The sequence below is a fragment of the Kribbella sp. NPDC058693 genome (assembly GCF_042715335.1).
In the GTDB taxonomy this organism is placed as follows: domain Bacteria; phylum Actinomycetota; class Actinomycetes; order Propionibacteriales; family Kribbellaceae; genus Kribbella; species Kribbella jiaozuonensis.
Genome location: NZ_JBHXSQ010000003.1, coordinates 911,546 through 937,884, shown reverse-complemented (window position 1 = coordinate 937,884; position 26,339 = coordinate 911,546). Strand labels below are relative to the sequence as shown.

Genomic DNA, 26,339 nt, shown 5'->3' with positions numbered 1-26,339 from the left:
GGCTCTCATGTCTTTGTCCAGGAGGACTTTTCTGATCGGCGCCGGCAGTGTGCTCGCGCTGGCCGGGTGCGGCTCGTCGAACGACGCCGGCTCGAGTGGTGGCGGCAAGGTCGAGCTCGTGTACCGGTTGTGGGACGAACAGCAGGAGGTCGGCTACAAGGCGGTGTTCGCGGAGTTCACCAAGGAGAACCCGGACATCACCGTCCGGATGGAGGTCCTGCCATGGGACCAGTACTGGACAAAGCTCACCACCGAACTCGCCAGCGGCAAGGCGCCGGACGTGTTCTGGCTGACCGTCGACTACTTCCCGGACTTCGCCGGCAAGGGTGTACTGGCGCCGCTCGACGACCTGATCTCGAAGGCCGGGCTCAAGCTCGACGCGTACAACGAGAACGTCGTGCAGTCGTACAAGTTCGAGGACAAGCAGCTGGGGATGCCGAAGGACATGGGCATCGTCGGGCTGCTGTACAACAAGGACCTGTTCAAGAAGGCCGGCGTGACGATGCCGGCCGAGCTGACCTGGGCGCCGGACGGTTCGGGCAGCTTCCTCGAGGTCGCCCGCAAGCTGACCGTCGGCACCAAGCAGTGGGGGTTCTGCTCGTGGAACCACAACCAGACCCAGTGGCTGAACTGGATCGCCTCGAACGGCGGCCACGCGATGGACAAGCCGTACGGCACGTTCGACTTCGCCGGGCAGAAGTCGGTCGAGGCGCTGCAGTTCGCCCGTGACCTGATCTTCAAGTGGAAGGTGTCGCCGGACGGCACCCGGACCAACCCGCCGACCGGGCAGGCGACCGAGATGTTCTACCGGGGCGAGGTCGCGATGTTCCCGGCGAACAACGCGCTGCTCCCGTTCGCGCTGCCCGAGGTGAAGTTCCCGATCGGCGTCGCCGCGATGCCGGCCGGACCGGCCGGGCGGACGGTGGTGATCAACGGCCTCGCCGAGACGATGTTCGCGAAGACCAAGCACCCGGACGAGGCCGGCAAGCTGGTCGCGTTCCTCGGCTCGGAGAAGGCGCAGCGGTTGATGGGCGACGCGGGGTACATCATCCCGGCGTTGACCGACGCGGGCGCCGGGTACCAGGCGTTCTGGAAGAAGAAGGACATCGACGTCAAGCCGTTCCTCGACTCGGCGGCCGGCAGCACGGTCAACCTCCCGATCGCGGACGGCTGGACGTCGAAGAGCACCGAGATCAACAAGGCCGCCAACGACCTCTTCCTCGACAAGACGCCCGTTCAGGACATCGCCACAGCCATGGACAAGATTGGGAATGACAAGTGAAAGAGCTGACCGACTCCCACGACCTGGTGTCGGACGCCGCCGCTCTGCAGACACGGCTGGCCTCCGACGGCTACTTGTTCTTCCGCGGGTTGTTGCCTGTTGACGTGGTGACCGACGTGCACGAACAGCTGGCGCGGATCTTGTACGACAGTGACTGGCTGGACCGGAACGCTGATCCGCGGGAGCTGGTGGCGTCGAGACGGGCCGTCGAGGAGGGGTCGGCCGGGTTCTTCGGTGCCTATACGGCGATCCAGAGCACGCAGGCGTTCCACCAGCTCGCCGTACGGCCGGAGTTGATCGGGTTGGCCGGCCGGTTGCTCGGTGAGGAGGCGTTCGCGCATCCGGCGCATATCTGCCGGATCGCGCCGCCGTCGCCGGGGGCGAATCCGACGCCGATCCATCAGGACTACCGGTTCATCCAGGGCTGCGTCGACACGCTCACGACGTGGCTCCCGTTGAGCGCGGCGCCGCCGGAGATCGGTGGGCTGCGGGTGTACGCCGGGTCACCGCGGCTCGGAGTACTCCCGGTGAAGGCGTCCGACGGGCCGGGGATGATGCGGGCCGAGGCCGACGAGAACCACCCGGAGTGGCGTACGACGTCGTACCAGCCGGGCGACGTACTCCTGTTCGGGAGCCTGACCGTCCACGGCGCGATGCCGAACCGGACGAAGCGGCTGCGGCTGTCGGCCGACTTCCGGTATCAGGCACTGAGCGCACCGATGGCGAGGGATCTGCTCGGCACCGGGAAGCCGCACTACCACCCGGAGGTGCCGGACTTCCCGACCCTCACCCGCGGCTGGACCTCGACGGAATCCGTCGAGGTCCCGGCCGGGGTGAACTTCGTCGATCGCTGGGACCCGCGCGTGGACGACGTACCTACGCCGACGTCCAGGTTCAGCTACGCCTGAGGCAGTACGACGACCTTGCCGCGGGCGTGGCCCGACTCGCTCAGCGCCTGGGCCTTGTCCGCGTCCGCCAGGGCGAAGCTCTCGGCGATCCGGATCGTGAGCTTGCCGTCGGCAGCCGCCTGCAGCTGCGCGTCGAGGGCGACCCGGACCTCCTCGGGGGAGCCGGTGCCGCCCCCGGACGTCTGGATGCCGAGCTCGGCCGCGGCGAAGTCGGCGATGGTGACGATCCGGTCGGTGCCGCCGCGGAGCTCGATCGACTCCTCGAGACCGCCCTTGCCTGCCGTGTCGAACACCGCGTCGACGCCCTGCGGAGCGGCTTCGCGGACCCGCTCGAGCAGGCCCTCGCCGTACAGCACCGGGATCGCGCCGATCGACGTCAAGTACTCGTGGTTCGCCTCGGACGCCGTACCGATCACGGTCAGACCGGCAGCCTTCGCGAGCTGGACGGCGACCGAGCCGACCGCGCCCGCGGCGCCATGGATCAGGATCGTCTCGCCGGGCTTCACCTCGAGCAGGTCGAGCACCCGCTGCGCGGTCTCGCCGGCAACCGGTACGCCGACGGCCTGCTCCCAGCCGAGACCGGCCGGCTTGCGGGTGATGTTGCCGCCGAGCGCGTACTCGGCGTACGAACCGCCGGCCGACCAGCCGACGACCTCGTCGCCGACCGCGAAGGCCGCGCCGTCACCGGCCTCGTCCACCACGCCGGCGACCTCGAACCCCGGGATCGCGGGGAATTTCGCCGGTGCGAAGTCCTTCGTGAAGCCGCGCCGGATCTTCGTGTCGTACGGGTTCACGCCGGCCGCGTGCACCTTGATCCGCACCTGCCCGGGGCCTGCGTGCGGCTCCGGCACATCCTGCACCTCGAGTACCTCGGGATCGCCGTACTCCTCGAACACCACAGCCCGCATGCCACAGCCTCCTCGAATTGGTTGTTGCTACAAGAAAAGGCTGCGCCGCCGCCCGGCATTCCCGGACGGCGGCGCGAGTTTGTTGCAGTTAGCTCTCTTCGAGCCGCGGGAAGAGCGGCTCACCCTTGGTCAGCGTCGAACCCGGCGGCAGCTGACCCCAGGTGCCGGCGTCCTGCACGCGCTGGTCTTTCAGCGCGCCCAGCTTCTCCTCGGCGCCGAGCAGCTCCCACAGCTTCGCGGACGACTTCGGCATGGTCGGGTTGTGCAGTACGGCGACCGCGCGCAGCGTCTCGGCCGCGGAGTACAGGATCGTGGCGAGCCGGTCCTGCTTCGACTCGTCCTTCGCGACCTTCCACGGCTCCTGCTCGGTGACGTATCCGTTGACCGCGCCAACGAGCTCGTTGATCGCAGCGAGCGCGTCCTGGAACGCGAGCGTGTCCAGCGCCTTGTCCGCGGTCGCCACGGTCTGCGCGAGCTTGTCAGCCAGCGCCTGCTCGGCCGGTCCGTGGTCGGTCGGCTCCGGCAGCGCGCCGTCGAAGTACTTGCCGACCATGGCCGCGATCCGGCTGGCCAGGTTGCCCAGGCCGTTCGCAAGCTCGGAGGTGTAGACCGCGCTCAGGTGCTCCCACGAGAACGAGCCGTCCGAGCCGAACTGGATCGTCCGCAGGAAGTAGTACCGGAACGCGTCCGAGCCGAAGTGGTCGGTGATCTCGTGCGGCGCGATCGCGGTCAGCTTCGACTTGCTCATCTTCTCGCCGCCGACCAGCAGCCAACCGTGCGCGAACACCTGCCGCGGTACGGCGACACCGGCAGCCATCAGCATGGCCGGCCAGATCACCGCGTGGAACCTGAGGATGTCCTTGCCGACCAAGTGGACGTCGACCGGCCACAGCTCCTCGAACCGCTTCGGGTCGGTGCCGTAGCCCGCCGCCGTCACGTAGTTGAGCAGCGCGTCGATCCAGACGTACAGAACGTGGTCCTCGTCCCACGGCACCGGGATGCCCCAGTCGAAGGTCGACCGCGTGATCGACAGGTCCTGCAGGCCCTGCTTGACGAACGCGATCACCTCATTGCGGGCGCTGGCGGGCGCGACGAAGTCCGGCTGCTCGTCGTACAGCTCGAGCAGCTTGTCGGCGTACGCCGAGAGCCGGAAGAAGTAGTTGGTCTCCGAGACCGTCTCCAGCTCGGTGCCGTGGATCATGCACCGCTGGGTGCCGTCCTCGTCGGTCCGGATGTCCGCGGGGAGCTTGAACTCCTCGCAGCCGACGCAGTACAGGCCCTCGTACTCGCCCTTGTAGACGTCGCCCTTGTCGTACAGCGTCTGCCAGAACTCGCGGACCCGCTCGGTGTGGCGCTGCTCGGTGGTCCGGATGAAGTCGTCGTACGCGATGTCGACGTCCACCCAGGCCGGCTTCCAGGCCTCCTCGACCAGCTTGTCCGTCCAGGCCTGCGGCGTCATGCCCTGCGCCTCGGCGCTGCGCATCACCTTCTCGCCGTGCTCGTCGGTACCGGTCAGGTACCACTTGCGCTCGCCGCGCTGCGCGTGCCAGCGCGTCAGGACGTCCCCGGCCACCGTCGTGTAGGCGCTGCCGATGTGCGGCGGGGCCGTGACGTAGTAGATCGGGGTGGTGACGTAATAGGCCTTCTCGGACATGTCTCAAGCGTAGTGGGGCGCGCGAATGCTATTTACCAGGGTCTCGCGCGGCCAGTACGGCGTCGTACACGGTCCGTTTCGGGACGTTGAAGCGCTTCGCGACATCAGCGATCGCTTGTTTGCGGTGCGTACCCGCTTCCTCGTCCTTGGCCACCTCGCGGGCCAGGTCCTCCGCGGTGACGATCTTGTGCGGGTCGGCGCCGGCGACCACGATCGTGATCTCCCCGCGGACGCCGTCCTTCGACCAGGTCACGAGCTCGTCGAGCGGGCCGCGTTTGACCTCTTCATACGTCTTGGTCAGCTCCCGGCACACCGCCGTACGCCGATCCGCGCCGAACGCCTCGGCCATTGCCTCCAGGGACGCGGTCAACCGGTGCGGCGCCTCGAAGAACACCATCGTCCGCGGCTCCTCCGCCAGCTCCCCGAGCCGCCGCCCCCGCTCCCCCGGCTTCCGCGGCAGAAACCCCTCGAACGTGAACCGATCCACCGGCAACCCGCTCAACGCCAACGCCGTCAACACCGCCGAGGGCCCCGGCACAGCCGTCACCGGCACGTCCGCCTCGATCGCCGCCGCCACCAGCCGGTACCCCGGATCCGACACGCTGGGCATCCCCGCGTCGGTCACCACCACCACGGTCTGCCCGTCGACCAACGCCTGGAGCAACTCCGGCGTCCGCTCCCGCTCGTTCCCCTCGAAGTAACTGACGACCCGCCCACCCAGCTGAATCCCCAACTCCGAAGTCAACCGCCGCAACCGCCGCGTATCCTCCGCCGCCACCACATCCGCCCCCACCAAAACCCGCCCCAACCGCGCCGAAGCATCAGAAACATCCCCAATAGGAGTCCCCGCCAGCACCAATCGCCCGGTCATCGGGCCATCATCCCAGCCCGCCGGACAGACTCCGGGAGGCGGTGGTACCGGGGCGTCCGTACGATGGCGGGCGTGGCTGCTGTGATCGAGGATGGGACTGCGCGGCGTAGCGACGTCGGCGAGGGGCTGGAGACGCTCGGGCGGGACGTGCTCGGGAGACGGTTGCCGCCGCTCAAGGAGCGCCTGTACCCGGCCATGCCGCGGGACTTCGACGGTGGCTGGATCGCCACGCTGGCGATCACGCTGATGGCGGGCATCCTGCGGTTCTGGCATCTCAGTACGCCGGTGAAGTTCGTCTTCGACGAGACGTACTACGCCAAGGACGCGTTCAGCCTGCTCAAGTTCGGGTACGCGCGCCAGTTCATCGACCAGCCCGAGGGCGCCGCCGACAAGGCGATCCTGAGCGGCAACCTGGACGTCTTCAAGCCGACCCCGAGCCTGACCGTGCACCCCGAGGTCGGCAAGTGGATGATCGCGGCCGGTGAGCAGCTGTTCGGGATGAACACGTTCGGCTGGCGGTTCATGCCGGCCCTGTTCGGCACCCTGACCGTCCTCCTGGTGATCCGGACCGTACGCCGGATGACCCGCTCGACCCTGATCGGCTCGATCGCCGGCCTGCTGCTCGCGGTCGACGGCCTGCATTTCGTGATGTCCCGGGTCGCGCTGCTCGACATCTTCCTCGCGTTCTGGCTGGTCGCAGCGGTCTCCTGCCTGGTCGCGGACCGCGACTGGACCCGCCGCCGGCACGCAGACTCCCTCGACACCCCGACCTCCGACGGCGAACGTCGTACGATCGGCCGCTGGCTGCTCATCCGCCCGTGGCGCATCGCCGCCGGCATCTGCTTCGGCCTCGCGCTCGGCACGAAATGGTCGGCCGTCTGGACGCTCGCCGCGTTCGGCGTACTCGCCTTCGCCTGGGACTTCGGCGCCCGCCGCGCGCTCGGCGTACGGTTCGCGTTCGTGAAGTCGGCGCTCGTCGACGGCATCCCGGCGTTCGTCAGCCTCGTGCTGGTCGCCGGCGTCACCTACCTCGCGACCTGGACCGGCTGGCTGCTGCACGACAACGCCTACGACCACAACTGGGCGGCGAGCAATCCGGCACACGGCGTGATGAAGGTCGTGCCCGACGACTTCCGGTCACTGCTCGAGTACCACAAGGAAGTGCTCGCGTTCCACACCGGCGACTACATCAAGCACGCCACCCACCCGTACCAGTCGAACCCGGCCGGCTGGCCGATCATCGCCCGCCCGATCGGCTTCGACGCGGTCAACGACATCAAACCCGGTACGCCGGGCTGCAACGCCCCCGCCGGGACCAACTGCCTGCAGGTGATCTCTGCCCTCGGTACGCCGCTGCTGTGGTGGGGCGGCGCACTCGCCCTGATCGCGGCGCTGGTGTTCTGGATCGGCTCGCGGGACTGGCGGTACGGCGTACCGATCGTCGGGTTCGTCACCTGCTGGGTGCCGTGGTTCGCGTTCGACGACAGACCGATCTTCTTCTTCTACGCCGTCACGATGATCCCGTTCACCGTGATGGCAGTGGCCCTGGTCCTCGGCAAGATCCTCGGCCCGGCACGCGCGGCGATCGGTTCGGCGGCCAGTGCGATGAGTACGGCGTCACCGCGCCGGCTGATCGGCAGCGCGGTGGTCGGCGCGTTCGTCGTACTCGTGGTGCTGAACTTCGCCTACATCTGGCCGATCCTGACCGACAAGGTCCTCCCCCATCCGGACTGGCTCAACCGGATGTGGTTCAAGTCCTGGATCTAGCCGCGTAGTCGACGTTCGTGAACGGCCAGTCCTCGGCCAGCCAACCGGAGACTGCCTCGTACAACGGAACGTCCAGCTCGGCGCGGCCAGCGGTCACCCACGACCGTACGTCGGTGACTCCCGGATCCTTGCGCGACGGATAGATGTAGACGCACCCGATCACGTCTGTGTCGATCACCGTGAAGGTGAAGCCACGCCGCTGAACGAAGTCCTCCGCGTGCCGCTCCAGATCCGCGAGATTCGACTCGAGCGTCATCCCGTCGACCGGCGGCCAGCTGCCACCGAACCCCGGAGTCGCACGGATGTGCTCGATGCTGCTCGTCCACGCGGCATGATCCGGGACGTTGTGCTCCGGCCCGAGCGGTTCCAGCCGGAAGCGTGGCGTGATCAGTTCCCGGGGCACGTCGAAGTCAGCTGGGACGAAGTCGCTCATGCCCGCAGGCTATGAGGCCACGCCCCGGACCGCACGCGCATTAGTGCAGCTCGTGGTGGCCCTTCCCCTTGTTCTTCTTGCCGTGCCGCTTGGCCGAGGACTGGCCGCCGACGCCGCCGAACAGCGCGAGGCCCTTCACCACGACGGTCGGCGCGTTCGGGTCCGGGTCGTCGCTGCCGCGGGCGCCGAAGCCGCCGAAGATCCCGACGCCCTCGTTGCGGACCGTCACGCCTTCGGGCACGGTGATGTCGATCCCGCCGAACACCGCGAACGCCCAGATCGTCACCTCGCGGCCCTCGAAGACCGCGTTGGTCATGTCCAGATCGTGCCCGCCGAACACCGCGAACGCGTTCGTACGCCGCTTCACCCGCCAGCGGCCGGTCCGCTCGCCGCCGCCGAAGATCGCCACCATCGTGTCGAAGCTCTGGCTCGGGTCGGCCGGCTCCTCGATCGGGACCGGGCTGTTGGAGACCGACGGCTGCGCCACCGGCAGCGGCGCCGACCGGGCCTGACCCGGTACGACGAGGTCGCGGGTGATCGGCTCGAGCTCGCCGAGGGTCCTGGCCTGCAACGTCTGCTCGAGGCGTTCGGCATGCTCGTCCTGCGACAACCGCCCCGACATCAGGGCATCCCGCAGTACGTCGACGACCTGGTCACGATCGGTGTCGGACGCCCGCAGGTGCGCGTGCGGGTGCGGGCGGTCGGGCAGATTCTCCATAAGACGGAACGATATATCGAGAGGGGCTCGGTGCGGACTCCGGAAAACCCCCGATCCTGACCCCTACTCCTGACGCTGGACTCTGAGGGCACAGAGCAGCGCGACGAGGGTGATTGCGGCGAAGGTGAGCGCCGTACCCGGGTAGCCGCCGAGGCCGAGGCCCAGGCCGCCGATCGCGGCGCCGAGGAACGTACCGAGGCTCATGCCGGCCGCGTTGACGCTGAGCGCCGAGCCGCGGAGGTCGCCGCTGCGACGGACCAGGAGCGTGGTGACACAGGCCGCGACGGTCGCGTGGCTCGCGCCCATCAGAGCGGTGAGCAGCAGCGTGAGTGGCAGGGTCGGCGAGAAGTAGAACGCCGCGACCGCGATCAGCGCCACGACGATGCCGGCGAGGAGCAGCTTCTCCGGGCTGATCCACGCGCGATCGGTGGCGAGATAACGCCCGGCGAAGAGATTGCCGAGGAAGAACGACGCGCCACTCAGTGACCACACGAGCGCGAACCAGCCCGGAGCGAGGTCGAACTTGTCGTCGTAGAACGCGGCGAGATACGCGAGGTACCCCATGAACGCGGCGGTCCGAAGCATGGCGACCGCGAGCAGCGGAAGCGCACCGGGGACGCGGGCCAACTCGCGGTACGTCGCGAGGTAGCTCACCCGCTCGTTCCTGCTCCGGGGCGACTTGCGCCCACGGCCGCGCCATAAGAAGGCGGCCGACAAGGCGAGCGAGATCGCCGAGGCGGCGAGCAGGTTGCCCCGCCAACCCCAGATCAACCCCGGTACGGCGAGCACCGGAGCCGCCAGCATCGCCATCGCCGACGTCGTTGCGGACACCAACGTCGCCGCCCGCCCCGCGGCCGCCGGCGAGCGGAACCGATCCGCCGCCGCAGCCCCGATCGACGGCGCCAGGATCGAGGTCGACGCACCGATCAGCAGGCAGAACGCCGCCAGCGCGAATACGTTGCCTACAGCCCCTAACGCGGCCGAGATCCCCAGCAACGCGAGCCCACCCGCGGCCACCAACTCCCGTGCGACCCGATCCATCAACGGCGCCAGCGAGACCCCGACCGCCAGCGCCGCCAGTCCACCGAGCCCGCGCAGGCCGCCGATCTCCGCCACGCTCCCGCCCGCGGTGTCCGCGATCGGCACCAGATACATCCCGAACACCGTGAACGGGATCAGACTCACCGTCGAGGCCAGCAGGAAGGGCCAGAGCCGCCTGGCCATCCGGAGATCGCCGGGGACTTCGGCGGCCAGTTTCTGCGAGGTGCTCATAGATCCGTCCTGTAGCGATAGAGGCTGCTCGGGCGGGAGCTGAACTGGGAGAAGGGGAACGGCTCGGCGGACAACGCGGTCACGCCGTCGCCGAGGAACGCGCGGGCGACAGCGCTGCCGGTCTGCGCGTAGATGGCGAGCGGCTTCGATTGCTCGCGGCAACGAGTGAGGAGTACGTCGAAGCTGCCGTTGGACAGGGTCATGCCGGTGGCGACAACCGCGTCGGCGGCATCCACGACCTCGATCATGTCCCGCGACACGGCCAGACCGGAGGCGGTCTCGCGGAGGTTGAAGTCGCACGGGAGACAGATGCCGCCGCGGTCGGTGATCGCGTCGACGAGCGGGTTGACGACCCCGATCAGCGCGACTTTGGTGCCGTCAGCAACATCGAGAAGACTGGCCACGACGGCATCACGAGCCCGCGCCCGGACGTCCGGAGTACCGGCCGGGAGGACGATCTCCTCGGCGCTGGCGGACACGTGATGCGGCTCGACCGCGGCCAGATAGGCGTCGAGCGCCGCGATCCGCACCGGGAGCGGGTCGTCCGAGGACAGTACGTCGGCGAGCGTCCGCCCGGAAGTGTCGGCGCAGTACGACGGATCCAACTCCCCGGCCTCGAACGAGCAGGCGCCGAAGACCTCGCCCACGCGGAGGAGCACGTAGTAGTTGCGATAGGTGACCTCAGCCCCCGGCAACCGCGTGGTGTGATGCAACCAGAAGGCGCTGGTGATGTTGAACTCTGCGGGCGAACGGCCGTACGAGCCGTCGAGAACAGCCGCGGTCAGGTCAGCAACAGTCATCGGGCAGCTCCACTCACAGGTTGAGACTAATGCGACGGCGTCGCAGATGGAAACTCCTCACGGCGGGCCAGTGCCGACTCGCGGCGGTCCCACGACATTGCCGACCACGGCACCGAGAGCTCGTCCAGCGAGTCGATCTCGAGCGGGCGCATCGACGCCATCGGCCGCGCCTCGGCATGCCGGGCAAAGGCGGACTCGACGTACCGCGTCCCAGTGTCCGCGGCCAGGAAGACGTGCTTCCGCCCACGGTCGCAGCTGTGCTCCCACAACGCCGACAGGTACGCCGCTCCCGCCGACAGCCCCGCGAACACGCCGGACGTCCGGAGCAGATCCACCGCCGCCGACATCGCATAGTCGAACGAGACCCAGTGCAGCCGGTCGTACAGCTCGTGCCGCACGTTGCGGAACTCGATCGAGCTGCCGATCCCGGCGATGATCATGTCCGGGTCCTGCGTGTGCCCGGCCCCGAACGTGATGCTCCCGAACGGCTGCACGCCGACCAGGTTCACGTCCCGTCCACGCTCCCGCAGGTACGCCGCGATCGCGCCGGTGGACGCGCCCGTACCGACCCCGCCGACCAGGCAGAGCGGTCCGTCCGGCACCACCTCCGCGACGAGATCGGCGACCGCGCGGTACCCGAGGTAGTGGATGTCGTCGTGATACTGCTGCATCCAGTGGTACGTCGGGTTGTCGCGCAGGATCTCCCCGATCCGGCGTACCCGGAGGTTCTGGTCGAGTTGGAGATTGTTCGAGGACGGCACCTGCTCGACGGTCGCGCCGAGGATCTCGAGCTGGATCTTCAGGGTCCGGTCGACCGTGGTCGAGCCGACGATGTGGCAGTTCATCCCGTACCGGTGGCAGGCGAGCGCGAGCGCGTGGGCGTAGATCCCGCTCGAACTGTCGATCAGCGTGTCACCACGCCGTACCCGTCCGGTCTCGAGCAGGTGGCGTACGGCGCCGAGCGCGGAGTACACCTTCATGGTTTCGAACCGCAGGCAGATCAGATCGTCCCCGACCCGGATCGGGTCGGGGTCCTTGATGGCCTCCGCCAGGTGGTCGTGCAGTCGCGTCATCGGCGCGGTTCGCTCCTCGAGTCGATTGTGTGCACGGGCGGAGTGTGCGGGTTTCCGATCCGCGCGGCTGCTACCAGCCGGCGGGTCAATTCGTGGTGTGGTTCGGTCGTGAGGGTCGCGGGCGGACCTTGTTCGACCACGCGGCCGTCGTCGAGGACGAGGACCTGATCCGCGACGGCCGCGACGAGACCGAGGTCGTGACCGATCCAGATCAGCGCCGTACCGCGGGCCTTCAGCTCGGTCAGCAGGTCGAGGACGAGCGCCGTGCCGTGGTCGTCGAGGGCGGTGGTGATCTCGTCGCAGATCAGTACGTCGGGGTTCGCGAGGACCGCGCGGGCGAGGGCGGCGCGCTGGAGCTCGCCGCCGGAGAGTCGGCTCGGCGGGCGGGCCGCGGTGATCGCGGCGACGCCGAGGCGGGCGAGCGTGGCGACGGCTTCGGCGTGGGCCTGATCCGGCGCGAGTCCGCGCAGGCGTTGCGCCGTACGGGCGACCTGCTGGCCGACGGGACGGCGTTCGTCGAAGGAACCGCGCACCTCTTGCCAGACGTACTGGACGCGGCGGGTCTGCTCGCGGGTGCGGTTGCGGAGGACCGGGAGCGGCTCGCCGTCGAGGAGGATGCGGCCGGTGTGGCGCTCGTGCAGGCCGGCGAGGCAGCGCGCGAGGGTGGTCTTGCCGCTGCCGGAGCGGCCGACGACGCCGAGACAGGCGCCGGCGCGGACGTCGAGATCGACATCACGCAGTACGACGTCCCGCCCGCGCGGACGCAGCGAAGCAGACAGGTCCATTGCCTCTAGCAACGGCTGCCCGGGAGTGGAGGTTCCCGCGGCGGGTCGGTCGGGCGACGGCGGGAGAACGTCGCCGATCACTCGACCGGCATCCAGGACCACGACCCGGGTCGCTAGTGCCCGGACCAGCTCGAGATCGTGACTGAGCAACAACACACCCAGACCAGCCGCGGTCAGCTCGTGGAGCTCCTGGACCAGTTGCAGGCGGGTGATCGAGTCCAACCCGGTACTGGGTTCGTCGAGCACCAGCACCCTCGGCCCACACGTCAGGGCCTGCGCCAACGCCACCCGCTGCCGCTGCCCGCCCGAAAACTGATGCGGAAACCTCTTCAGCGTCGCGCGATCGCCCGACACCTGCGCGGCCCGGACAGCTTCCTCGACATCGCCGTCGTGAAGCTTCGCCAGCTCCCGCAGCGTCGTACCGATCCGTCGAGCCGGATTGAGTGCGCTGCCCGGGTGCTGCGGCATGTACGCGACCCCGCGCCCGCGCACGTTTGCCGCCGTAGGCCCGTTGCTGTCGACAACCACTTCACCACCGACCTCGACCCGACCGCTCAGCTGTACGCCGTCGCCGTGCTCGCCGAGCAACGCCAGCGCCGAGGTCGTCTTCCCCGATCCCGACGCTCCGACGAGCGCCGTCACCTCACCGGCGACGACCTCGAACGAGACACCGTCCACGAGAATCGCCGAGCCCGCGGTAGCCGTCAGCTTGTCGACTTGCACCAACGTCATGCGGTCGCCACCTGACGCGACCGGTGCACGAGGCGGTCGGCCAGCAGGTTGAAGCCGAGGGTGAACGAGACGAGGAGGATGGCCGGCGCGAGTACCGACCACGGCTGGAGCAGGAGGCCTTCGCGATTGCGGGACACGCTGACCGCCCAGTCCGGCGCGGTCGGGCTCAGCCCGAGGCCGAGGAAGTTGACCGAGGCAACGAGGAAGACCGCGAGCGTGATCCGGGTGCCGAGATCGGCGGCCACCGGCCCGAGCGCCGAGCGTCCGACGTACCCGAGCTGGATCGCGAACCACGACTCCCGCTGCATCCGCAACGCCTCAACCACCGGCCCACTCGCCGCATCCAACGCCGCGGCTCGAACCAGCCGCGCGACCGTCGGCACGTTGACCATCGCCACCGCCACCATGATCGCCACCGCCGACGCCCGCCACCCGACCGCAACCACACTGATCACCAGCAACGAGGGCAACGGCAGCAGTACGTCCAGCGGCCGCATCAACCCCTCGTCCAACCACCGATGCCGCGTAGACGCCGCCACCAGCCCAATCAACCCACCCACGCCATACGCCAACACCACCGCGCCAATAGCCATCCCCAACGCAGTCCGCCCACCCACCAGCAACAACCCGAACACATCCCGCCCCAACCCATCCGTCCCCAACAACCCCTCGGACGAGTACGGGAGCCCAGGCCGTGGGTCGCGGGGCACGAACGGCCCGAGGACCGCGAACGCCAACGGCACAACAACCAGCAGCATCGCGATCCACCCCCGGCGGTTCATCGGAGCAGGGCCGTTCGTGGGACCAGCCGGTTGCAGGCGAGGTCTGCGGTCAGGTTGATGAGGAGGGCTGCAACTGCCAGGACGAGGGTCAGGCCTTGGACCGTGGGGATGTCGCGGGTCTCCACGCCGTCGACCAGCGCGGTGGCGAAGCCCGGGATCGCGAAGATGGCTTCGACGACGAGCACCCCACCGAGAAGCGTGTCACCGGTGCGGGCCAGCTCTTGGACGCCTGGTACGGCGGCGTTCGGGAGCACGTGACGGAGCAGGAGCTGCCGCCGCGGAACCCCGAGTCGGCGTGCCTGGACGACGTACTCGGCATGGAGAGCATTGATCGTGCCGGCTCGCACCTGGCGTGACAGGAGACATACGGTCCGACCGAACAGGACTGCCACGGGGAGAACCAGCAGCGCGGGAGAGGCGAGCAGATCCCCGCCGACCCACGTCGCCGGCAGCCAGCCGAGTCTCAAAGAGAAGACCGCGACCAGCACGACCGCGATCACGAAGTCCGGGATCGCCGACAATGCCAGCGTCACCGAGGTGATCGCGCGATCGAGCCGACCGTTCTCCCGCGTCCCCATCACGATGCCCAGGGCAACAGCCAGCGGTACGACGACCGCAAGCGTCGCCACCGTCAGCACCAGCGTCGCGCCGATCGAGGACCGCACGATGTCGACCACCGGTCCCCCGCTGATCAGCGACGTACCGAGGTCGCCCGTCAGCACATTCCCCAACCAGTGCACGAAGCGATCCGGCGCCGGCTGATCCAGCCCGAGCTCACCCCGCAGCCGCGCAACCTGCTCCGGCGTCAGCGTCTCGGTGAACCGCAGCTCCGCCGCATCCCCCGGCAGCAACGACGTCAGCACGAACACCAGCACCGAGAGCACGGCCAGCTGCACGACCGCGAGCAGCGCCCGCTGAGCGGCGTACGACCGCATTCAGGCCAGCCACACCTTGTCGAACCGCCCCTGGTCCAACGTGTTCGGTGGCGCCGCCTGCACACCCTGCACCTTGGCCGACACCGCGACGAGATAGTCCGGCAGACCCCACGCGAGAATCCCGCCCTCGTCGCGCAACGTCTTCTGCAGTACGCCGTACCTCGACGACCGCTCCTCCTCCGAAGTCACCGCCCGCGCCGCCGCGAACTCCGCGTCGAACGCCGGCCGCCGCCAATGCGTCACATTGAACGGCGAATGCGACAGCAACCGATCGGTGAAGTACTGCGGGATCGGCATCGCGCCGGACCGATGGTTGCCGATAGCACCCTTCGTCAACAGATCCTTGGCGTACGTCTGCGGGCTCCCGGTCGTCACCTTCAACCGCACCCCCGCCTCCGCGACCTGCTCCGCGAACAACGTCGCCGCCTCGACGAACCCAGCCGACGCATCCGCAGTGAAGATCTCGACTTCCTTCCCCACCAGCCCGGCCTTCGTCAGCAACGCCTTCGCCCGATCGACGTCCCGCTCACGAGCCGGCAGATCGGCCGGATAGTACTGATATCCCTTACCGAAAAGGTCATTCCCGACCTCACCGCGCCCCGCGAGTACGACGTCCACCAGCCGCTGCCGATCCGCGAGGAGCTTGAACGCGAGCCGCACGTCCAGGTTGTCGAACGGCGGCTGATCGACCTTCATCACGAACGCCTGCATCGTGCTGGCCTTCGCCGCGACGACCCGCACCGCCTTTCCGGCCGTCCGCGCGAACGTCGCCGTCATGTCGTTCGCGTACTCCGCCTGGCCGCCCTGTACTGCGTTCGCCCGCGCCTCGGACTCGGCGGACAGGATGTGCAGCTCCTCGATCCGGGCGGGCTCGTCCCAGTAATCGTCGTACCGCGAAGCAACCATCGACCGCCCCGCCTCGAACGACGCGAACCGGAACGCGCCGGTGCCAAGAGGCTTGGTCGGATCCTTGAACCCATCACGCACGATCTGCGTGCCGATGCCGGCGAGCAGGGCCGGGAACTCGGCGTTCGGGGCCGTCAGCACCAGCTCGACCGTCGACGGGCCAAGGGCCTTGCTGCGCTTGAAATCCAGCGTCGCGAGCGACGACTGCGCAACCCGCTCGGGTACGGCGGGGTCGGCGATCCGCGCGAGGCTGAACAGCACGTCCTCCGCGACCAGCTTCGCGCCGTCGTGGAAGCTCGCATCCCGCAGGCTGAACCGCCAGGTCGTCGCCGTCCCGTCGTGCTCCCACTTCGACGCGAGCCGCGGCACCGGCTTCAGGTCAGGCCCGAGCTCGACCAGCTTCTCGTAGATCGCCTTGTGTCGCGCGATGTCCACGAACAGGCTCTGCACGTGCGGGTCCAGCACTTCCTTCGCCCCACCACCGGCGTACACAGCGCGCAACCGCCCACCCTGCTTGGGCTGCGCCGCCGCCTCACCGTCCGCCCCGCAGCCAACCGCCGCAGCCACCCCGGCGGCGCCGGCCATCCCCAGAAACCCACGCCTGCTGAACGCCTCGGACACGCGCCACATCCTCACGTTAGTGAAAACGATTGTCAAATCCAGCGCGCATCTGAACGAGACGCCCTCATTCTTCCGAGGGCCATCCCCAATCGCTCTCCGTGACGGCGTGTCCTAGTCGTCGCAGTCCGGGGTCGGGCAGGTTTCTGGGAGGTCGGCGGCTATTCGGTCGAGGAGGGTGGTGAGTTGGGCCTGCTCGGCCGGGGTCAGGCGGTTGAAGAAGTAGGCGCGGACCGCGTCGACGTGGTCGGGGGCGGCGGCGTCGATCGCTGTGCGGCCGAGTTCGGTGAGGCGGACCATCGAGCCGCGGGCGTCGGCGGCGCATTCCTCGCGGCAGACCAGGCCGCGTTTCTCCATCCGGCTGACCTGGTGGGACAGGCGACTGCGTTCCCATCCGACCGAGCGGCCGAGGTCGCGGGTGCGCAGTACGCCGTCCTCGGCCTCCGACAGCGGGTGGAGCAGGGCGTAGTCGGCGCCGGACAGGCCCGAATTGCTGATCATCCGCGCCTCGAGCGCGCGCATCAGCTCGCGGTGCGTGTCCCGGTACGACTCCCAGAGCCGCGCCTCACGCTTGTCGAGCCATTGCGGTTCACCCATGACGACATTGTACGGACATCTGTTGACATGTCATCGAGTCCGCTACGGCGTGCGCGACAAGGCAACCGCGAGACCGATGGTGCCGGCCATCACGAGCAGCTCGAGTACGGCGAGCCGGCGGAACGCGACCGGATCACCTGCCTCCAACTGGGGCAGCGTGCTCTGCCGATGCAGCTGCCCGATGATGACGAGCGTGGCGAACGCGAGGGTCTTGCCTAGCACGAGAGCGCCGTACCCGGTCGTCACCCATTGCGTGATCAAGCCCCATCCTTCTTGGCGGCCGCCGAGGTGGATTTCGGCTGTCAGCAGGCCGGTGATGCCCATCGTGACGGCGCAGACCAGGGCTAGGGTGCTGAAGATCTCGACGGCTTGGCGCGAGCGGGAATACCGCAGTACGGCGGCTAGTCCGCCGACCCATGCGGTCGCGGCGACGACGTGTACGACGAGGGAAGTCGTCGCGAGGACGGACCAGGCGCTGGTGCGATCCAGTGCGCCGTGACCGGTGAGGAGCGGGCCGGTCAGGGCGGCGATCGTGAGTACTGCGGCGAGACGTGCGCCGCGCATCGTCTTCACACCGCTCAAGACGACGGCGAGCACGGCGGTGAATACGACGGCTGCTGCGAGCGCTCGGACTTGCGTGAGTTGACCGGCCGGCTCGGCATGCTCGGCGAGATGCGAGAGCGGGATGCCGAGGATCACCGTGGCGGTCGCGATCAGCCCGCCGATACTCGCCACCGCCCAGATCCCGGCCGCCAACGCCGCGTCCTGACAGGCCCGGATCGCCTTATTACCAAGCTTTCCACCGTCCGCGGGCAGAAATAGCAACACCGCCAGCAGGGCCCCGCCGGTCGCCATAGCCGCCCCATCCGCGACAACCCGCAACACCGGAACCGCCCACGAAACCCCCAGCCCAGCCCCCAACAACCCATCCACCGCCCGCTGCGGCGCCCCACCCCCCGCGTACAGAGCCGCCACCATCACAAAGATGCCAACAGCAACCATCCCGAGTACGACCCACGCGCTCCGCGCTCCCGATCGAGGGAGTTGGGCGGGGGCCGGACCCACAGGCTGTGCTGGGTCCTCGGGTGAGGGGTGGGTGTTCATCAGGCGGCGGGGCGGCGGCGGACGATGACGATGGCGAGGGCTACGACTACGAGCATCACTAAGCACATGGCGACGATGGTGACGGTGTTGCCGTTGCCCTGGGTGGTTGTCGGGGTGCCCGCAGGTTGGGTGGCGGGGTGGCCGGCGTGGGTGACGGTGAAGGCGCCGGTGATGGTGATCGGGTGGCCGTCGGCCGAGACCACGCGGGCCTCGACGGTGTACTTCCCCGCCTCGATCATCGCGCCGACCGGCTGGGTGACGGTGTTGTCGACCACCTGGGCGTCGCCGTTCGCGACGTTCGTGCCGCTGGGCGATTTGACCTGCACCTGCGTCCCGTTCGACCCGACCGGCTCGTTGAACGTCAGGATCACCTTCGTCGGCGGCGCGGCCATCGACGAACCGTCGGTCGGCGTCATCGACTCGAGCTTGGCGTGCGCCGCCGCCACGCCGGTGGAAACCACCAGCGTGAACAGCGACGCCACCAGAATCGCGATCAGTCGACGCACGGCTACTGCTTCTCTCCGGGAGCAGCCACAGCAGTACGACGCGGCCGCAGCCCGAAGGCCAATCCGAGCAACCCGACCAACAGACCAGCACCGCCCAGCCAGCGCGCCAGTGTGTCCGACGTACCCTCCGACGTGGTCGCGGCGACCGGCGTAATAGCGGCCGTCAGCTTCAACGTCGGCGCCGGGTGCTCAGGCTCGTCCGCACCGTCCTTGGCGACGTCGGCCCACTTCACCACCTCACCGTCGCTGTACGTCTGCACAGCAGGGAAGCTCAACGAATCCACCCCCTCCGGCATCCTCCCGACCGACAACGCGAACTCATCGAAGTCGTTCGGCGGAATCCCACCAGCGGTCGCCGTCCAGGTGACCGTGGTGATCGCCTTGGTCAGCGTGACATCGCCGACCTTGACCTCCGCCGGCAACTTCTCCTCCTTCTTCTCCACCTTCCAGCCATCCTTCACCTGCGCACCGACCGACGCGAACGGGTGATCGGTGGGCAGCGACACCACCAGCTTGGTGGTGCTGGTGTTGTCGGACTCGGTCGGAACGCGGAAGACCAGCTTCGCGTACCCACCGGGCTTGGCGTCCGGCGAGGACACCGTGACGTGCGCGGACGCCGATCCCGCGGCGCCGATCACGACCAGCGCGGACGCCGCGACGATCGCGCCGGCGCGCAGGACGAATCTCTTGGGCATGAGAGAACCTTTCAAGGCATACGAGTAATCCGGCCCGTGGACCGGTTCAGACAGCAGCGATCACTCGTACGCCGGGAGGTCCGCGGCGGGAAACGTTCGACTCGAGCCAGGACGCGGCGAGCGGCACCGGCGAGGACACCACGACGAACCGGCGGGTGCGCCCAGGCACCGGATACAGCACCGGGAGCCGCGGCAGGAACCGCGCGAGGATGCGTACGACGCGCGAGACCCAACGCTGGGCCTGGCTGACCGCGAGCACACCGGCCAGCAGGATCGAGAGGTGCGTGGCGCTCATCATCAAGCTGCCGCCGATACCCGGCGACATCGCCATACCGTCGTGCATACTCGCCGAATCCAGCGTCACGTGGACGAACAACTGGACCGCGGCCAGCACGAGCGCCGTCAGCAACCGCTCCCCGGCGAGGTACTCCCCCAGCAACCAGCACGCGCCGGCCAGCGCAGCCAGCGGAGGTACGACGCCGAGCGGGACTCCGCCACCGCCCACGAGCACGTGACCGACCACCGCCACCGCGACGCTCAGCGCCGCGACCACGGACGTCGTCCTGCTCTCGGTCGGCATGTCATTCCCCTCGCTCCAGTCACTCTACGGACAGGACCGGGCCCTTGTTCCCTTAGCCTCAGGGGAGCGGGAAAAATCTGCCGGATCGGTGCAACCAGTTGGTGAGCCCACCACGTTTGACCCGGCATGACTGGGGAGAGCCGCGGGTGAGACCGGAGACCGAGCAGGACTACATCGAGTTCGTCACGCATCAAGCTAACTCTCTGTGCCGAACCGCTTACCTGCTGTGCGGTGACTGGCGTCGGGCCGAGGACGCGACCCAGGAGGCTCTGATCCGGCTGTACCGCGTCTGGGGCCGGATCCAGCGTAAGGGCGCGGTCGCGGCGTACGCACGGAAGGTTGTCGTCTCGACCACCCTCGACGCGCTGCGGCGCAAGTCCAGCCAGGAGGTCGTCGGTGGTGACGACTACTTCGCCAACGAGACCGACAGCGCCGACCCGCTCGCCGTACTCGAGAACCGCCTCGTGATCACCAAGGCCCTCGCCGAACTGCCACCCCGGCAGCGCGCCTGCGTCGTACTGCGGTACTTCGACGAGCTTTCCGTCGACGAGACCGCCGCTGCCCTCGACTGCCGCCCCGGGACGGTGAAGAGCCAGACCCTGCGCGCGCTGGAGAAACTGCGCACGCATCCAGCCCTCGCCGAGCTTTCCGACCTGGCTGTGAGGGGTTGAGATGACAACCGAACTGAAGACTCTGCTCGACCAGGCCGCCGACCGTCCCGCGACGTTCACTCCGGACGTGGCAGATCTGCTCGCCGCCGGACGGCACCGCACCCGGGTCCGTCGCGTGGTGATCTCGGCCGGGACAGCTGTTGCGGCGGCGACCGCCGTCATCGCCGGACTGCTCATCGGCCAACTCGGCAACGCCAAGCCGCAGCCGGCGACCACCGCCACCCAGCCGACGATGATCACCGACCTGTGCGCCAAGTCCGACGACTTCTTCCGGACCGCGAACGACGACGCGTGGCGCCGGCAGGTGGTCAGCACTTGGACGGACAAAGTGGTCGAGGTGACCGACCCGGACGGCGCGATGACGGTACGACGGTCGCCGGACGGATCGCAGTACGCGTACTGCGTGGCCGGCGTACCGATCAACGGCCGGCCGCTGGGCGGGTTCGGGGCGACCCTGCTCAACGTCGGCATCGTCACCCGCCCGTACCAGATCCAGCGTTACTGGACCATGGCGTGCGGCGATGTCCCGGTCGATCGGGCGGACCGGAAGACCCTGTGCATGGGGGTTCGGTACAGCTACGCGGGCCGGGTGCCGGAGGGAGTCACCCGGATCGCGTTCTCGGGCCTCGGGCAGCACGCGGACGCCACGATCAAGGACGGCTACTGGGTCCACCGCGTCTACACCGACACCATCCTGAAGGGGAACACCGACCCGATCTACATCACCATGTACGACGAGGCCGGGAAGCAGGTGTTCAAGGAGCGGTACTGAGCTTTGCGATGATGTCCGGATGGATGTAGCTGTGCTGGAGATCGGGGGAAGCCACGTCACGGCGGCCGTGGTGACGCCGGCGACGTGGGCCGTGACCGAGGTGGACCGGGCCAAGCTCGCGTCCCAGGAGCCGCCGGACGTGGTGGTCGGGCAGCTCGCGGAAGCGGCCCGGAAGTTGCCGCTGGCAAACGGTCTGGCGATCGCGCTGCCCGGTCCGTTCGACTTCGGCACGGGGGTCGCCTGGTACCGCGGTCAGGGCAAGTTCGACCAGCTGTACGGATTCAACCTCGGCGCCGCGTTGAGCGCCGAGCTCGGGATCGACCGGCTCCTGTTCATGAACGACGCGGAGGCGTTCACGGTCGGTGAGTGGACGGCGGGCGAGGTCCGCGGCGTCGAACGCTGCCTCGGCGTCACGATCGGCACCGGCATCGGTACGGCGTTCCTCGCCGACGGCCGCGTGGTCCGCGAGGGCGACACGGTCCCGCCGGGTGGCGAGCTCTACAAGACGTCGTACGCCGGGAAGCCGCTGGAGGACTCGATCTCGGCGCGCGCGATTCTCCGCGCGTACCCGAAGACGGTCCCGGGCGTGAAGGAGATCGCCGACCTGGCCCGCGCCGGCGACACGACCGCGCACGAAGTCCTGGTCACCGCCTTCACTCACCTGGCCGACGCTCTGAAACCCTGGCTCGAACGCTTCGGGGTAACCCACACAGTCCTGGGCGGCTCGATCTCAGGAGCCTTCGACCTGGTCGCGTCGTCGCTCGACTTCCCGGTCTCCGCGACGCATGACACCGAGCATTCCGCCTTGATCGGCGCCGCAGCCCACTACCTCCGCTCGCGATGAACTGTCGGCGATCCCGGCTACGGTCGCAGACGTGAAGATCGCCGCACCTCGCCTCCGTTCCAACCTCGACGCAGCCGAGCCGACCGACCTGGACGACGAGGAACGGCTGCTCGATCTCGCCCTGGAGGACGTGGATCTGAGCGATCTCGAGGCCGAGCACGTCGAGATCAGCGGCAGCCGGCTGACCCGCTGCAAGCTGGCCGGTTCGGATCTGGAGAAGCTGATCCTGGTCGACACCGAGCTGGCCCAGTGCGATATCGCGAACGCCCGCTGGTCCGATGCGGCGCTGACCCGGGTCGCGATTACTGCGTCCCGGATGATCGGGTTCGCCGGCCCCGGAGCCAGCCTCCAGCACGTGACGATCCGCGACAGCGTACTCGACTTCGCGTCGTTCCGGTTCTCGCGGTTCCAGAAGGTCGAGCTGTCCGACTGCCGGCTGCAGAACGCCGACTTCGTCTCCGCGGACCTGACCGGGGCGGTGTTCCGCGGCTGCGACCTGTCCGGCGTGGAGTTCTCCCAGGTCAAGGCCACCAAGGCGGTTTTCGTGGACTGCACCTGGGAGGGCGCGAAAGGCCTGGCCTCGCTGGCCGGTGCGACGGTCGCGGCGGCCTCCCCGATCGACACGTTGGCGTTCACCAGCGCGGTGACGGCGGCGAGCGGTATCACACTTGCCCACCCCGACGAGCTCGACTGACTGATCTCCGCAGGCGAGCCCTGCACGGGGCGTGAGCCTGCCCACGCCGGGGACGGTCCGGCCGGAAGGCCCATTAGGGTGGGGCTGTGACTGACTCGACGATCATCTACACCCACACCGACGAGGCTCCGGCGCTCGCCACGTACTCGTTCCTCCCTGTCGTCCAGGCGTACGCCGGCCAGGCCGGTGTCGGGGTGGAGACCCGGGACATCTCACTGGCAGGCCGCATCCTGGCCCTCTTCCCGGAGTACCTGGAGGACGACCAGCGGATCGCGGACGCGCTGACCGAGCTCGGTGAGCTGGCCAAGACGCCCGAGGCGAACATCATCAAGCTGCCGAACGTCTCGGCCTCGATCCCGCAGCTGAAGGCCGCGGTCGCCGAGCTGCAGTCCCAGGGCTACGCGCTGCCGGAGTACCCGGACGAGCCGAAGACCGACGAGGAGCGGGAGATCCAGGCCCGCTACGACAAGGTCAAGGGCTCCGCGGTGAACCCGGTGCTGCGCGAGGGCAACTCGGACCGCCGCGCGCCCGCCTCGGTGAAGAACTACGCCAAGACCCACCCGCACCGGATGGGCGCCTGGAGTGCCGACTCCAAGACCAACGTCGCGACGATGGACACCGACGACTTCCGCTCGACCGAGAAGTCGGCCGTGCTCGAGGGCGACGACGTACTGCGGATCGAGCTGGTCGGCGACGACGGCACCACCACCGTGCTGCGCGAGTCGATCCCGGTGCTGGCCGGTGAGGTCGTCGACGCGTCGGTCCTGCACGTGGCCGCGCTGCGCGAGTTCCTGACCGCACAGGTCGCCCGGGCGAAGGCCGACGACGTCCTGTTCTCGGTCCACCTGAAGGCCACGATGATGAAGGTCTCCGACCCGATCATCTTCGGCCACGTCGTCCGCGCCTTCTTCCCGGAGACGTTCGCGCAGTACGGCGACGTCCTCGCGAAGGCCGGTCTGACGCCGAACGACGGCCTCGGCGGCATCCTGCACGGCATCGCGACGCTGCCCGAGGGCGCCGAGATCAAGGCCTCCTTCGACGCCGAGCTCGCGGCCGGCCCGAAGCTCGCGATGGTCGACTCCGACAAAGGCATCACCAACCTGCACGTCCCGTCGGACGTGATCGTCGACGCGTCGATGCCGGCCATGATCCGTACGTCGGGGCACATGTGGGGTCCGGACGGCGAGGAGCACGACACGCTCGCGGTCCTGCCGGACCACAGCTACTCCGGCATCTACCAGGCGGTCCTCGACGACTGCCGCGCGAACGGTGCGTTCGACCCGGCCACGATGGGCTCGGTGCCGAACGTCGGCCTGATGGCGCAGAAGGCCGAGGAGTACGGCTCGCACGACAAGACGTTCGAGATCCAGACCACCGGCAGCGTCCGGCTGGTGAACCAGGCCGGCGAGGTCGTCCTCGAGCAGGCGGTCTCGGCCGGCGACATCTTCCGCGCCTGCCAGACCAAGGACGCCCCGATCCAGGACTGGGTCAAGCTGGCCGTCAACCGGGCCCGCGCGACCGGCGACCCGGCGGTGTTCTGGCTGGACGAGACCCGCGCGCACGACGCCCAGATCATCGCGAAGGTGCAGACGTACCTGTTCGAGCACGACACCGAGGGCCTGGACATCCGGATCCTCGCGCCGGTGGACGCGATCAAGTTCTCCCTCGAGCGGATCCGCCGCGGCGAGAACACGATCTCGGTGACGGGCAACGTACTGCGTGACTACCTGACCGACCTGTTCCCGATCCTCGAACTCGGCACGAGCGCGAAGATGCTGTCGATCGTCCCGCTGATGGCGGGCGGCGGACTGTTCGAGACCGGTGCCGGCGGTTCGGCGCCGAAGCACGTACAGCAGCTGGTCAAGGAGAACTACCTGCGCTGGGACAGCCTCGGCGAGTTCTTCGCCCTGGCCGCCAGCTTCGAGCACCTGGCCCAGGCGACCGGCAACGCCCGCGCCCAGGTCCTCGCCGACACGCTGGACCGCGCGACCGCGACGTTCCTGAACGAGGACAAGTCCCCGACCCGCCGCGTCGGCGGCATCGACAACCGCGGCAGCCACTTCTACCTGTCCCTCTACTGGGCCCAGGAACTGGCCAAGCAGACCGACGACGCCGAGCTGGCCAAGGCGTTCGCGCCGCTGGCGGAGGCGCTGGCTGCGAACGAGCAGACCATCGTCGACGAGCTCCTGGCTGTCCAGGGCAGCCCGGTCGACCTCGGCGGCTACTACCAGCCCGACCCGGCGAAGGCGGCTGCCGTCATGCGCCCGTCCAAGACCTGGAACGACGCCCTGGCGTCGATCTGATCGATGGGTCAGAAGGCGCCCGGTGATCCGGGCGCCTTCTTGCGTTTCAGGACGTGAACGGCACGCGGGTCCAGCTCAGTACGGCCGGCTTGCGCGGGTCGATCGTCACCCGCAGGTAGTTGTTCACCCCGGTCGAGCCGTCGACGGTGACCCGGGACAGGTTCTCGGCCGGCGTCGTCACGCCGTAGAACTTGGTCCAGGACGAGCTCGCCGAGAGGGGCTTGTCGCTGTTGTAGACGTGGCTGTCGCCGTTGAACAGGTACACCGGGCCGCGGAAGTTCGCCGACTCCCGGGCGATCTCCTGCACGATCGGCTGGAACGCGTAGTAGTCCGCGAACGACGGGTTCGCGACGGTCGGGTCGAACATGTCGGCCTGCGTCAGCAGTACGACGGCCTTGTCCCGGTCGGCACGCGCCTGCGCGAAGGTGTCGTGGATGCTCTGCATGACGGCCGACATACGGTTCAGCACCTCGGCGGTCTGCTCCGGCGTGGCCGTGGTGTTGCCCGTCCACGGCGCCAGACTGTTGTTGCTGCCAACGATGTGCAACGCCGCGAACGCCACGTCGTCGCGGCTGAACCGGACGTCCTCCGGGATGCCCTGGGCGACCTGGCTCTCGACCTTCACCGGGTGCCGGCCGAGCGTCCGGCCGGGCTGCGGGAAGAACACCTGCCGGACCTTCGCCAGCCGCTCCAGCGGGTTGTAGCCGCCGTTGTTCGCGCGGTGGCAGTCGGTCCACTCGTTGTCCCCGACGGTGTACACCAGCGGGTCGGTGAACCGGTCGAACTGCGTCTTCACCTGGGCGAAGTACTCGTCGCTGCAGACCGACGAGCCGTCCTTGATGTCGCCGAGATGGGTGACCAGCTTGACCTGCCGGTCGGCGTTGATCTGGTCGATCACCTTCGGGAAGCGGGTGATCTGCGCTGCACCGTAGGGGATGTCGCCGATCACGGCGAAGGTGTACGGATCCGGGCCGCGGTCCGCGGCGGCGTTCGGAACACCGACCGCGAGCCCGAGCAGGGCAAGGCACGCGGAGATCACAGGCGCACGACGTACTCTCACAAATCCTCCAAGTCCGAGCGGGATACGGGCCAACTTTTCGGCCCGGTGGTGAACACCGGCGCACTCCCG

26 protein-coding genes are annotated in these 26,339 nt (G+C 68.6%); 8 read left to right on the top strand and 18 right to left on the bottom strand.

The genetic code is table 11. From position 1 onward, the window contains the following. Positions 1-7 precede the first annotated feature (7 nt). Both ACFWUU_RS22540 and ACFWUU_RS22535 read left to right on the top strand, forming a co-directional pair. Positions 8-1,282: an ABC transporter substrate-binding protein gene (locus ACFWUU_RS22540; protein WP_380177857.1), complete on the top strand. Its 1,275-nt coding sequence runs from the start codon at positions 8-10 to the stop codon at positions 1,280-1,282. Continuing rightward, positions 1,279-2,190 carry a phytanoyl-CoA dioxygenase family protein gene (locus ACFWUU_RS22535; protein ID WP_380177855.1) on the top strand — a complete coding sequence of 304 codons (912 nt, stop codon included), beginning with the start codon at positions 1,279-1,281 and terminating at the stop codon, positions 2,188-2,190. Before ACFWUU_RS22540 ends, ACFWUU_RS22535 begins: the two co-directional genes overlap by 4 nt. Here the strand turns inward: ACFWUU_RS22535 and ACFWUU_RS22530 are convergent. From ACFWUU_RS22530 to rsmI, 3 genes are all read right to left on the bottom strand, one after another. Further along, the gene (locus tag ACFWUU_RS22530) at positions 2,181-3,098 is read right to left on the bottom strand and encodes an NADP-dependent oxidoreductase (RefSeq protein WP_380177853.1); all 918 of its coding nucleotides are present in this window, start codon (positions 3,096-3,098) and stop codon (positions 2,181-2,183) included. The genes ACFWUU_RS22535 and ACFWUU_RS22530 overlap by 10 nt on opposite strands. Before the next feature lie 88 nt (positions 3,099-3,186). Further along, the gene (metG, locus tag ACFWUU_RS22525) at positions 3,187-4,752 is read right to left on the bottom strand and encodes a methionine--tRNA ligase (RefSeq protein WP_380177851.1); all 1,566 of its coding nucleotides are present in this window, start codon (positions 4,750-4,752) and stop codon (positions 3,187-3,189) included. A gap of 28 nt (positions 4,753-4,780) precedes the next feature. Beyond that, on the bottom strand, positions 4,781-5,623 hold the full coding sequence (gene rsmI / locus ACFWUU_RS22520; protein WP_380177849.1) for a 16S rRNA (cytidine(1402)-2'-O)-methyltransferase: 843 nt from the start codon (positions 5,621-5,623) through the stop codon (positions 4,781-4,783). Between the two features lie 195 nt (positions 5,624-5,818). On the opposite strand from rsmI, the gene ACFWUU_RS22515 reads away from it, so the two are divergent. Then, positions 5,819-7,390: a dolichyl-phosphate-mannose--protein mannosyltransferase gene (locus tag ACFWUU_RS22515; protein ID WP_380179045.1), complete on the top strand. Its 1,572-nt coding sequence runs from the start codon at positions 5,819-5,821 to the stop codon at positions 7,388-7,390. On the opposite strand, the gene ACFWUU_RS22510 is transcribed toward ACFWUU_RS22515, so the two are convergent. The 14 genes from ACFWUU_RS22510 to ACFWUU_RS22445 form a co-directional block, all read right to left on the bottom strand. Beyond that, positions 7,374-7,823 carry a GNAT family N-acetyltransferase gene (locus ACFWUU_RS22510; protein WP_380177847.1) on the bottom strand — a complete coding sequence of 150 codons (450 nt, stop codon included), beginning with the start codon at positions 7,821-7,823 and terminating at the stop codon, positions 7,374-7,376. The genes ACFWUU_RS22515 and ACFWUU_RS22510 overlap by 17 nt on opposite strands. 40 nt (positions 7,824-7,863) lie before the next feature. After that, positions 7,864-8,541 carry a DUF1707 domain-containing protein gene (locus tag ACFWUU_RS22505; RefSeq protein WP_380177845.1) on the bottom strand — a complete coding sequence of 226 codons (678 nt, stop codon included), beginning with the start codon at positions 8,539-8,541 and terminating at the stop codon, positions 7,864-7,866. A 63-nt stretch (positions 8,542-8,604) separates the two neighbouring features. Beyond that, the gene (locus tag ACFWUU_RS22500) at positions 8,605-9,813 is read right to left on the bottom strand and encodes an MFS transporter (protein WP_380177843.1); all 1,209 of its coding nucleotides are present in this window, start codon (positions 9,811-9,813) and stop codon (positions 8,605-8,607) included. After that, entirely contained in the window at positions 9,810-10,613 is an 804-nt protein-coding gene (locus tag ACFWUU_RS22495; RefSeq protein WP_380177841.1) for a Rossmann-like domain-containing protein, read from the bottom strand. The genes ACFWUU_RS22500 and ACFWUU_RS22495 overlap by 4 nt, the downstream gene beginning before the upstream one ends. Positions 10,614-10,639: 26 nt before the next feature. Further along, positions 10,640-11,686, bottom strand: a complete 1,047-nt coding sequence (locus ACFWUU_RS22490; protein WP_380177839.1) for a pyridoxal-phosphate dependent enzyme — start codon at positions 11,684-11,686, stop codon at positions 10,640-10,642. After that, positions 11,683-13,203 (bottom strand): ABC transporter ATP-binding protein, encoded by a 1,521-nt coding sequence (locus ACFWUU_RS22485; RefSeq protein ID WP_380177837.1) that lies wholly within the window; start codon positions 13,201-13,203, stop codon positions 11,683-11,685. Before ACFWUU_RS22485 ends, ACFWUU_RS22490 begins: the two co-directional genes overlap by 4 nt. Beyond that, positions 13,200-13,961, bottom strand: a complete 762-nt coding sequence (locus tag ACFWUU_RS22480) for an ABC transporter permease (protein WP_380177835.1) — start codon at positions 13,959-13,961, stop codon at positions 13,200-13,202. The genes ACFWUU_RS22485 and ACFWUU_RS22480 overlap by 4 nt, the downstream gene beginning before the upstream one ends. A gap of 20 nt (positions 13,962-13,981) precedes the next feature. Next, on the bottom strand, positions 13,982-14,920 hold the full coding sequence (locus ACFWUU_RS22475; RefSeq protein ID WP_380177833.1) for an ABC transporter permease: 939 nt from the start codon (positions 14,918-14,920) through the stop codon (positions 13,982-13,984). After that, complete coding sequence (locus ACFWUU_RS22470; RefSeq protein WP_380177831.1) at positions 14,921-16,456, bottom strand: ABC transporter substrate-binding protein; 1,536 nt, start codon at positions 16,454-16,456, stop codon at positions 14,921-14,923. 102 nt (positions 16,457-16,558) lie between these two features. Then, positions 16,559-17,041, bottom strand: coding sequence for a MarR family winged helix-turn-helix transcriptional regulator (locus ACFWUU_RS22465; protein ID WP_380177829.1), 483 nt, complete (start codon positions 17,039-17,041; stop codon positions 16,559-16,561). A gap of 42 nt (positions 17,042-17,083) precedes the next feature. Continuing rightward, positions 17,084-17,896: a copper resistance D family protein gene (locus ACFWUU_RS22460; RefSeq protein ID WP_380177828.1), complete on the bottom strand. Its 813-nt coding sequence runs from the start codon at positions 17,894-17,896 to the stop codon at positions 17,084-17,086. Between the two features lie 248 nt (positions 17,897-18,144). Next, complete coding sequence (locus ACFWUU_RS22455) at positions 18,145-18,651, bottom strand: copper resistance protein CopC (RefSeq protein WP_380177826.1); 507 nt, start codon at positions 18,649-18,651, stop codon at positions 18,145-18,147. A 2-nt stretch (positions 18,652-18,653) separates the two neighbouring features. Next, positions 18,654-19,346, bottom strand: coding sequence for a YcnI family protein (locus ACFWUU_RS22450; protein WP_137259005.1), 693 nt, complete (start codon positions 19,344-19,346; stop codon positions 18,654-18,656). Positions 19,347-19,392: 46 nt separating this feature from the next. Beyond that, on the bottom strand, positions 19,393-19,926 hold the full coding sequence (locus tag ACFWUU_RS22445; protein WP_380177824.1) for a hypothetical protein: 534 nt from the start codon (positions 19,924-19,926) through the stop codon (positions 19,393-19,395). Positions 19,927-20,072: 146 nt separating this feature from the next. On the opposite strand from ACFWUU_RS22445, the gene ACFWUU_RS22440 reads away from it, so the two are divergent. From ACFWUU_RS22440 to ACFWUU_RS22420, 5 genes are all read left to right on the top strand, one after another. Then, positions 20,073-20,597: a SigE family RNA polymerase sigma factor gene (locus tag ACFWUU_RS22440; protein WP_380177822.1), complete on the top strand. Its 525-nt coding sequence runs from the start codon at positions 20,073-20,075 to the stop codon at positions 20,595-20,597. A gap of 1 nt (position 20,598) precedes the next feature. Continuing rightward, positions 20,599-21,369, top strand: a complete 771-nt coding sequence (locus tag ACFWUU_RS22435) for a hypothetical protein (RefSeq protein WP_380177821.1) — start codon at positions 20,599-20,601, stop codon at positions 21,367-21,369. A gap of 19 nt (positions 21,370-21,388) precedes the next feature. After that, positions 21,389-22,213, top strand: a complete 825-nt coding sequence (locus ACFWUU_RS22430) for an ROK family protein (protein ID WP_380177819.1) — start codon at positions 21,389-21,391, stop codon at positions 22,211-22,213. A 31-nt stretch (positions 22,214-22,244) separates the two neighbouring features. Beyond that, the gene (locus tag ACFWUU_RS22425; RefSeq protein WP_380177817.1) at positions 22,245-22,907 is read left to right on the top strand and encodes a pentapeptide repeat-containing protein; all 663 of its coding nucleotides are present in this window, start codon (positions 22,245-22,247) and stop codon (positions 22,905-22,907) included. 86 nt (positions 22,908-22,993) lie between these two features. Then, positions 22,994-25,210, top strand: coding sequence for an NADP-dependent isocitrate dehydrogenase (locus tag ACFWUU_RS22420; RefSeq protein WP_380177815.1), 2,217 nt, complete (start codon positions 22,994-22,996; stop codon positions 25,208-25,210). Positions 25,211-25,256: 46 nt separating this feature from the next. Here ACFWUU_RS22420 and ACFWUU_RS22415 read toward each other — a convergent pair whose 3' ends face one another. After that, the gene (locus ACFWUU_RS22415; RefSeq protein WP_380177813.1) at positions 25,257-26,270 is read right to left on the bottom strand and encodes a metallophosphoesterase; all 1,014 of its coding nucleotides are present in this window, start codon (positions 26,268-26,270) and stop codon (positions 25,257-25,259) included. Positions 26,271-26,339: the final 69 nt, after the last annotated feature.

What these genes read in the sequence shown, in the direction of transcription:
- ACFWUU_RS22540 (WP_380177857.1), top strand. Translation starts at nt 8, where the DNA reads ATGTCTTTGTCCAGGAGGACTTTTCTGATCGGCGCCGGCAGTGTGCTC.
- ACFWUU_RS22530 (WP_380177853.1), bottom strand. Translation starts at nt 3,098, where the DNA reads ATGCGGGCTGTGGTGTTCGAGGAGTACGGCGATCCCGAGGTACTCGAG.
- metG (WP_380177851.1), bottom strand. Translation starts at nt 4,752, where the DNA reads ATGTCCGAGAAGGCCTATTACGTCACCACCCCGATCTACTACGTCACG.
- rsmI (WP_380177849.1), bottom strand. Translation starts at nt 5,623, where the DNA reads ATGACCGGGCGATTGGTGCTGGCGGGGACTCCTATTGGGGATGTTTCT.
- ACFWUU_RS22515 (WP_380179045.1), top strand. Translation starts at nt 5,819, where the DNA reads ATGCCGCGGGACTTCGACGGTGGCTGGATCGCCACGCTGGCGATCACG.
- ACFWUU_RS22510 (WP_380177847.1), bottom strand. Translation starts at nt 7,823, where the DNA reads ATGAGCGACTTCGTCCCAGCTGACTTCGACGTGCCCCGGGAACTGATC.
- ACFWUU_RS22505 (WP_380177845.1), bottom strand. Translation starts at nt 8,541, where the DNA reads ATGGAGAATCTGCCCGACCGCCCGCACCCGCACGCGCACCTGCGGGCG.
- ACFWUU_RS22500 (WP_380177843.1), bottom strand. Translation starts at nt 9,813, where the DNA reads ATGAGCACCTCGCAGAAACTGGCCGCCGAAGTCCCCGGCGATCTCCGG.
- ACFWUU_RS22495 (WP_380177841.1), bottom strand. Translation starts at nt 10,613, where the DNA reads ATGACTGTTGCTGACCTGACCGCGGCTGTTCTCGACGGCTCGTACGGC.
- ACFWUU_RS22490 (WP_380177839.1), bottom strand. Translation starts at nt 11,686, where the DNA reads ATGACGCGACTGCACGACCACCTGGCGGAGGCCATCAAGGACCCCGAC.
- ACFWUU_RS22485 (WP_380177837.1), bottom strand. Translation starts at nt 13,203, where the DNA reads ATGACGTTGGTGCAAGTCGACAAGCTGACGGCTACCGCGGGCTCGGCG.
- ACFWUU_RS22480 (WP_380177835.1), bottom strand. Translation starts at nt 13,961, where the DNA reads ATGCTGCTGGTTGTTGTGCCGTTGGCGTTCGCGGTCCTCGGGCCGTTC.
- ACFWUU_RS22475 (WP_380177833.1), bottom strand. Translation starts at nt 14,920, where the DNA reads ATGCGGTCGTACGCCGCTCAGCGGGCGCTGCTCGCGGTCGTGCAGCTG.
- ACFWUU_RS22470 (WP_380177831.1), bottom strand. Translation starts at nt 16,456, where the DNA reads ATGTGGCGCGTGTCCGAGGCGTTCAGCAGGCGTGGGTTTCTGGGGATG.
- ACFWUU_RS22465 (WP_380177829.1), bottom strand. Translation starts at nt 17,041, where the DNA reads ATGGGTGAACCGCAATGGCTCGACAAGCGTGAGGCGCGGCTCTGGGAG.
- ACFWUU_RS22460 (WP_380177828.1), bottom strand. Translation starts at nt 17,896, where the DNA reads ATGGCGACCGGCGGGGCCCTGCTGGCGGTGTTGCTATTTCTGCCCGCG.
- ACFWUU_RS22450 (WP_137259005.1), bottom strand. Translation starts at nt 19,346, where the DNA reads ATGCCCAAGAGATTCGTCCTGCGCGCCGGCGCGATCGTCGCGGCGTCC.
- ACFWUU_RS22445 (WP_380177824.1), bottom strand. Translation starts at nt 19,926, where the DNA reads ATGCCGACCGAGAGCAGGACGACGTCCGTGGTCGCGGCGCTGAGCGTC.
- ACFWUU_RS22435 (WP_380177821.1), top strand. Translation starts at nt 20,599, where the DNA reads ATGACAACCGAACTGAAGACTCTGCTCGACCAGGCCGCCGACCGTCCC.
- ACFWUU_RS22430 (WP_380177819.1), top strand. Translation starts at nt 21,389, where the DNA reads ATGGATGTAGCTGTGCTGGAGATCGGGGGAAGCCACGTCACGGCGGCC.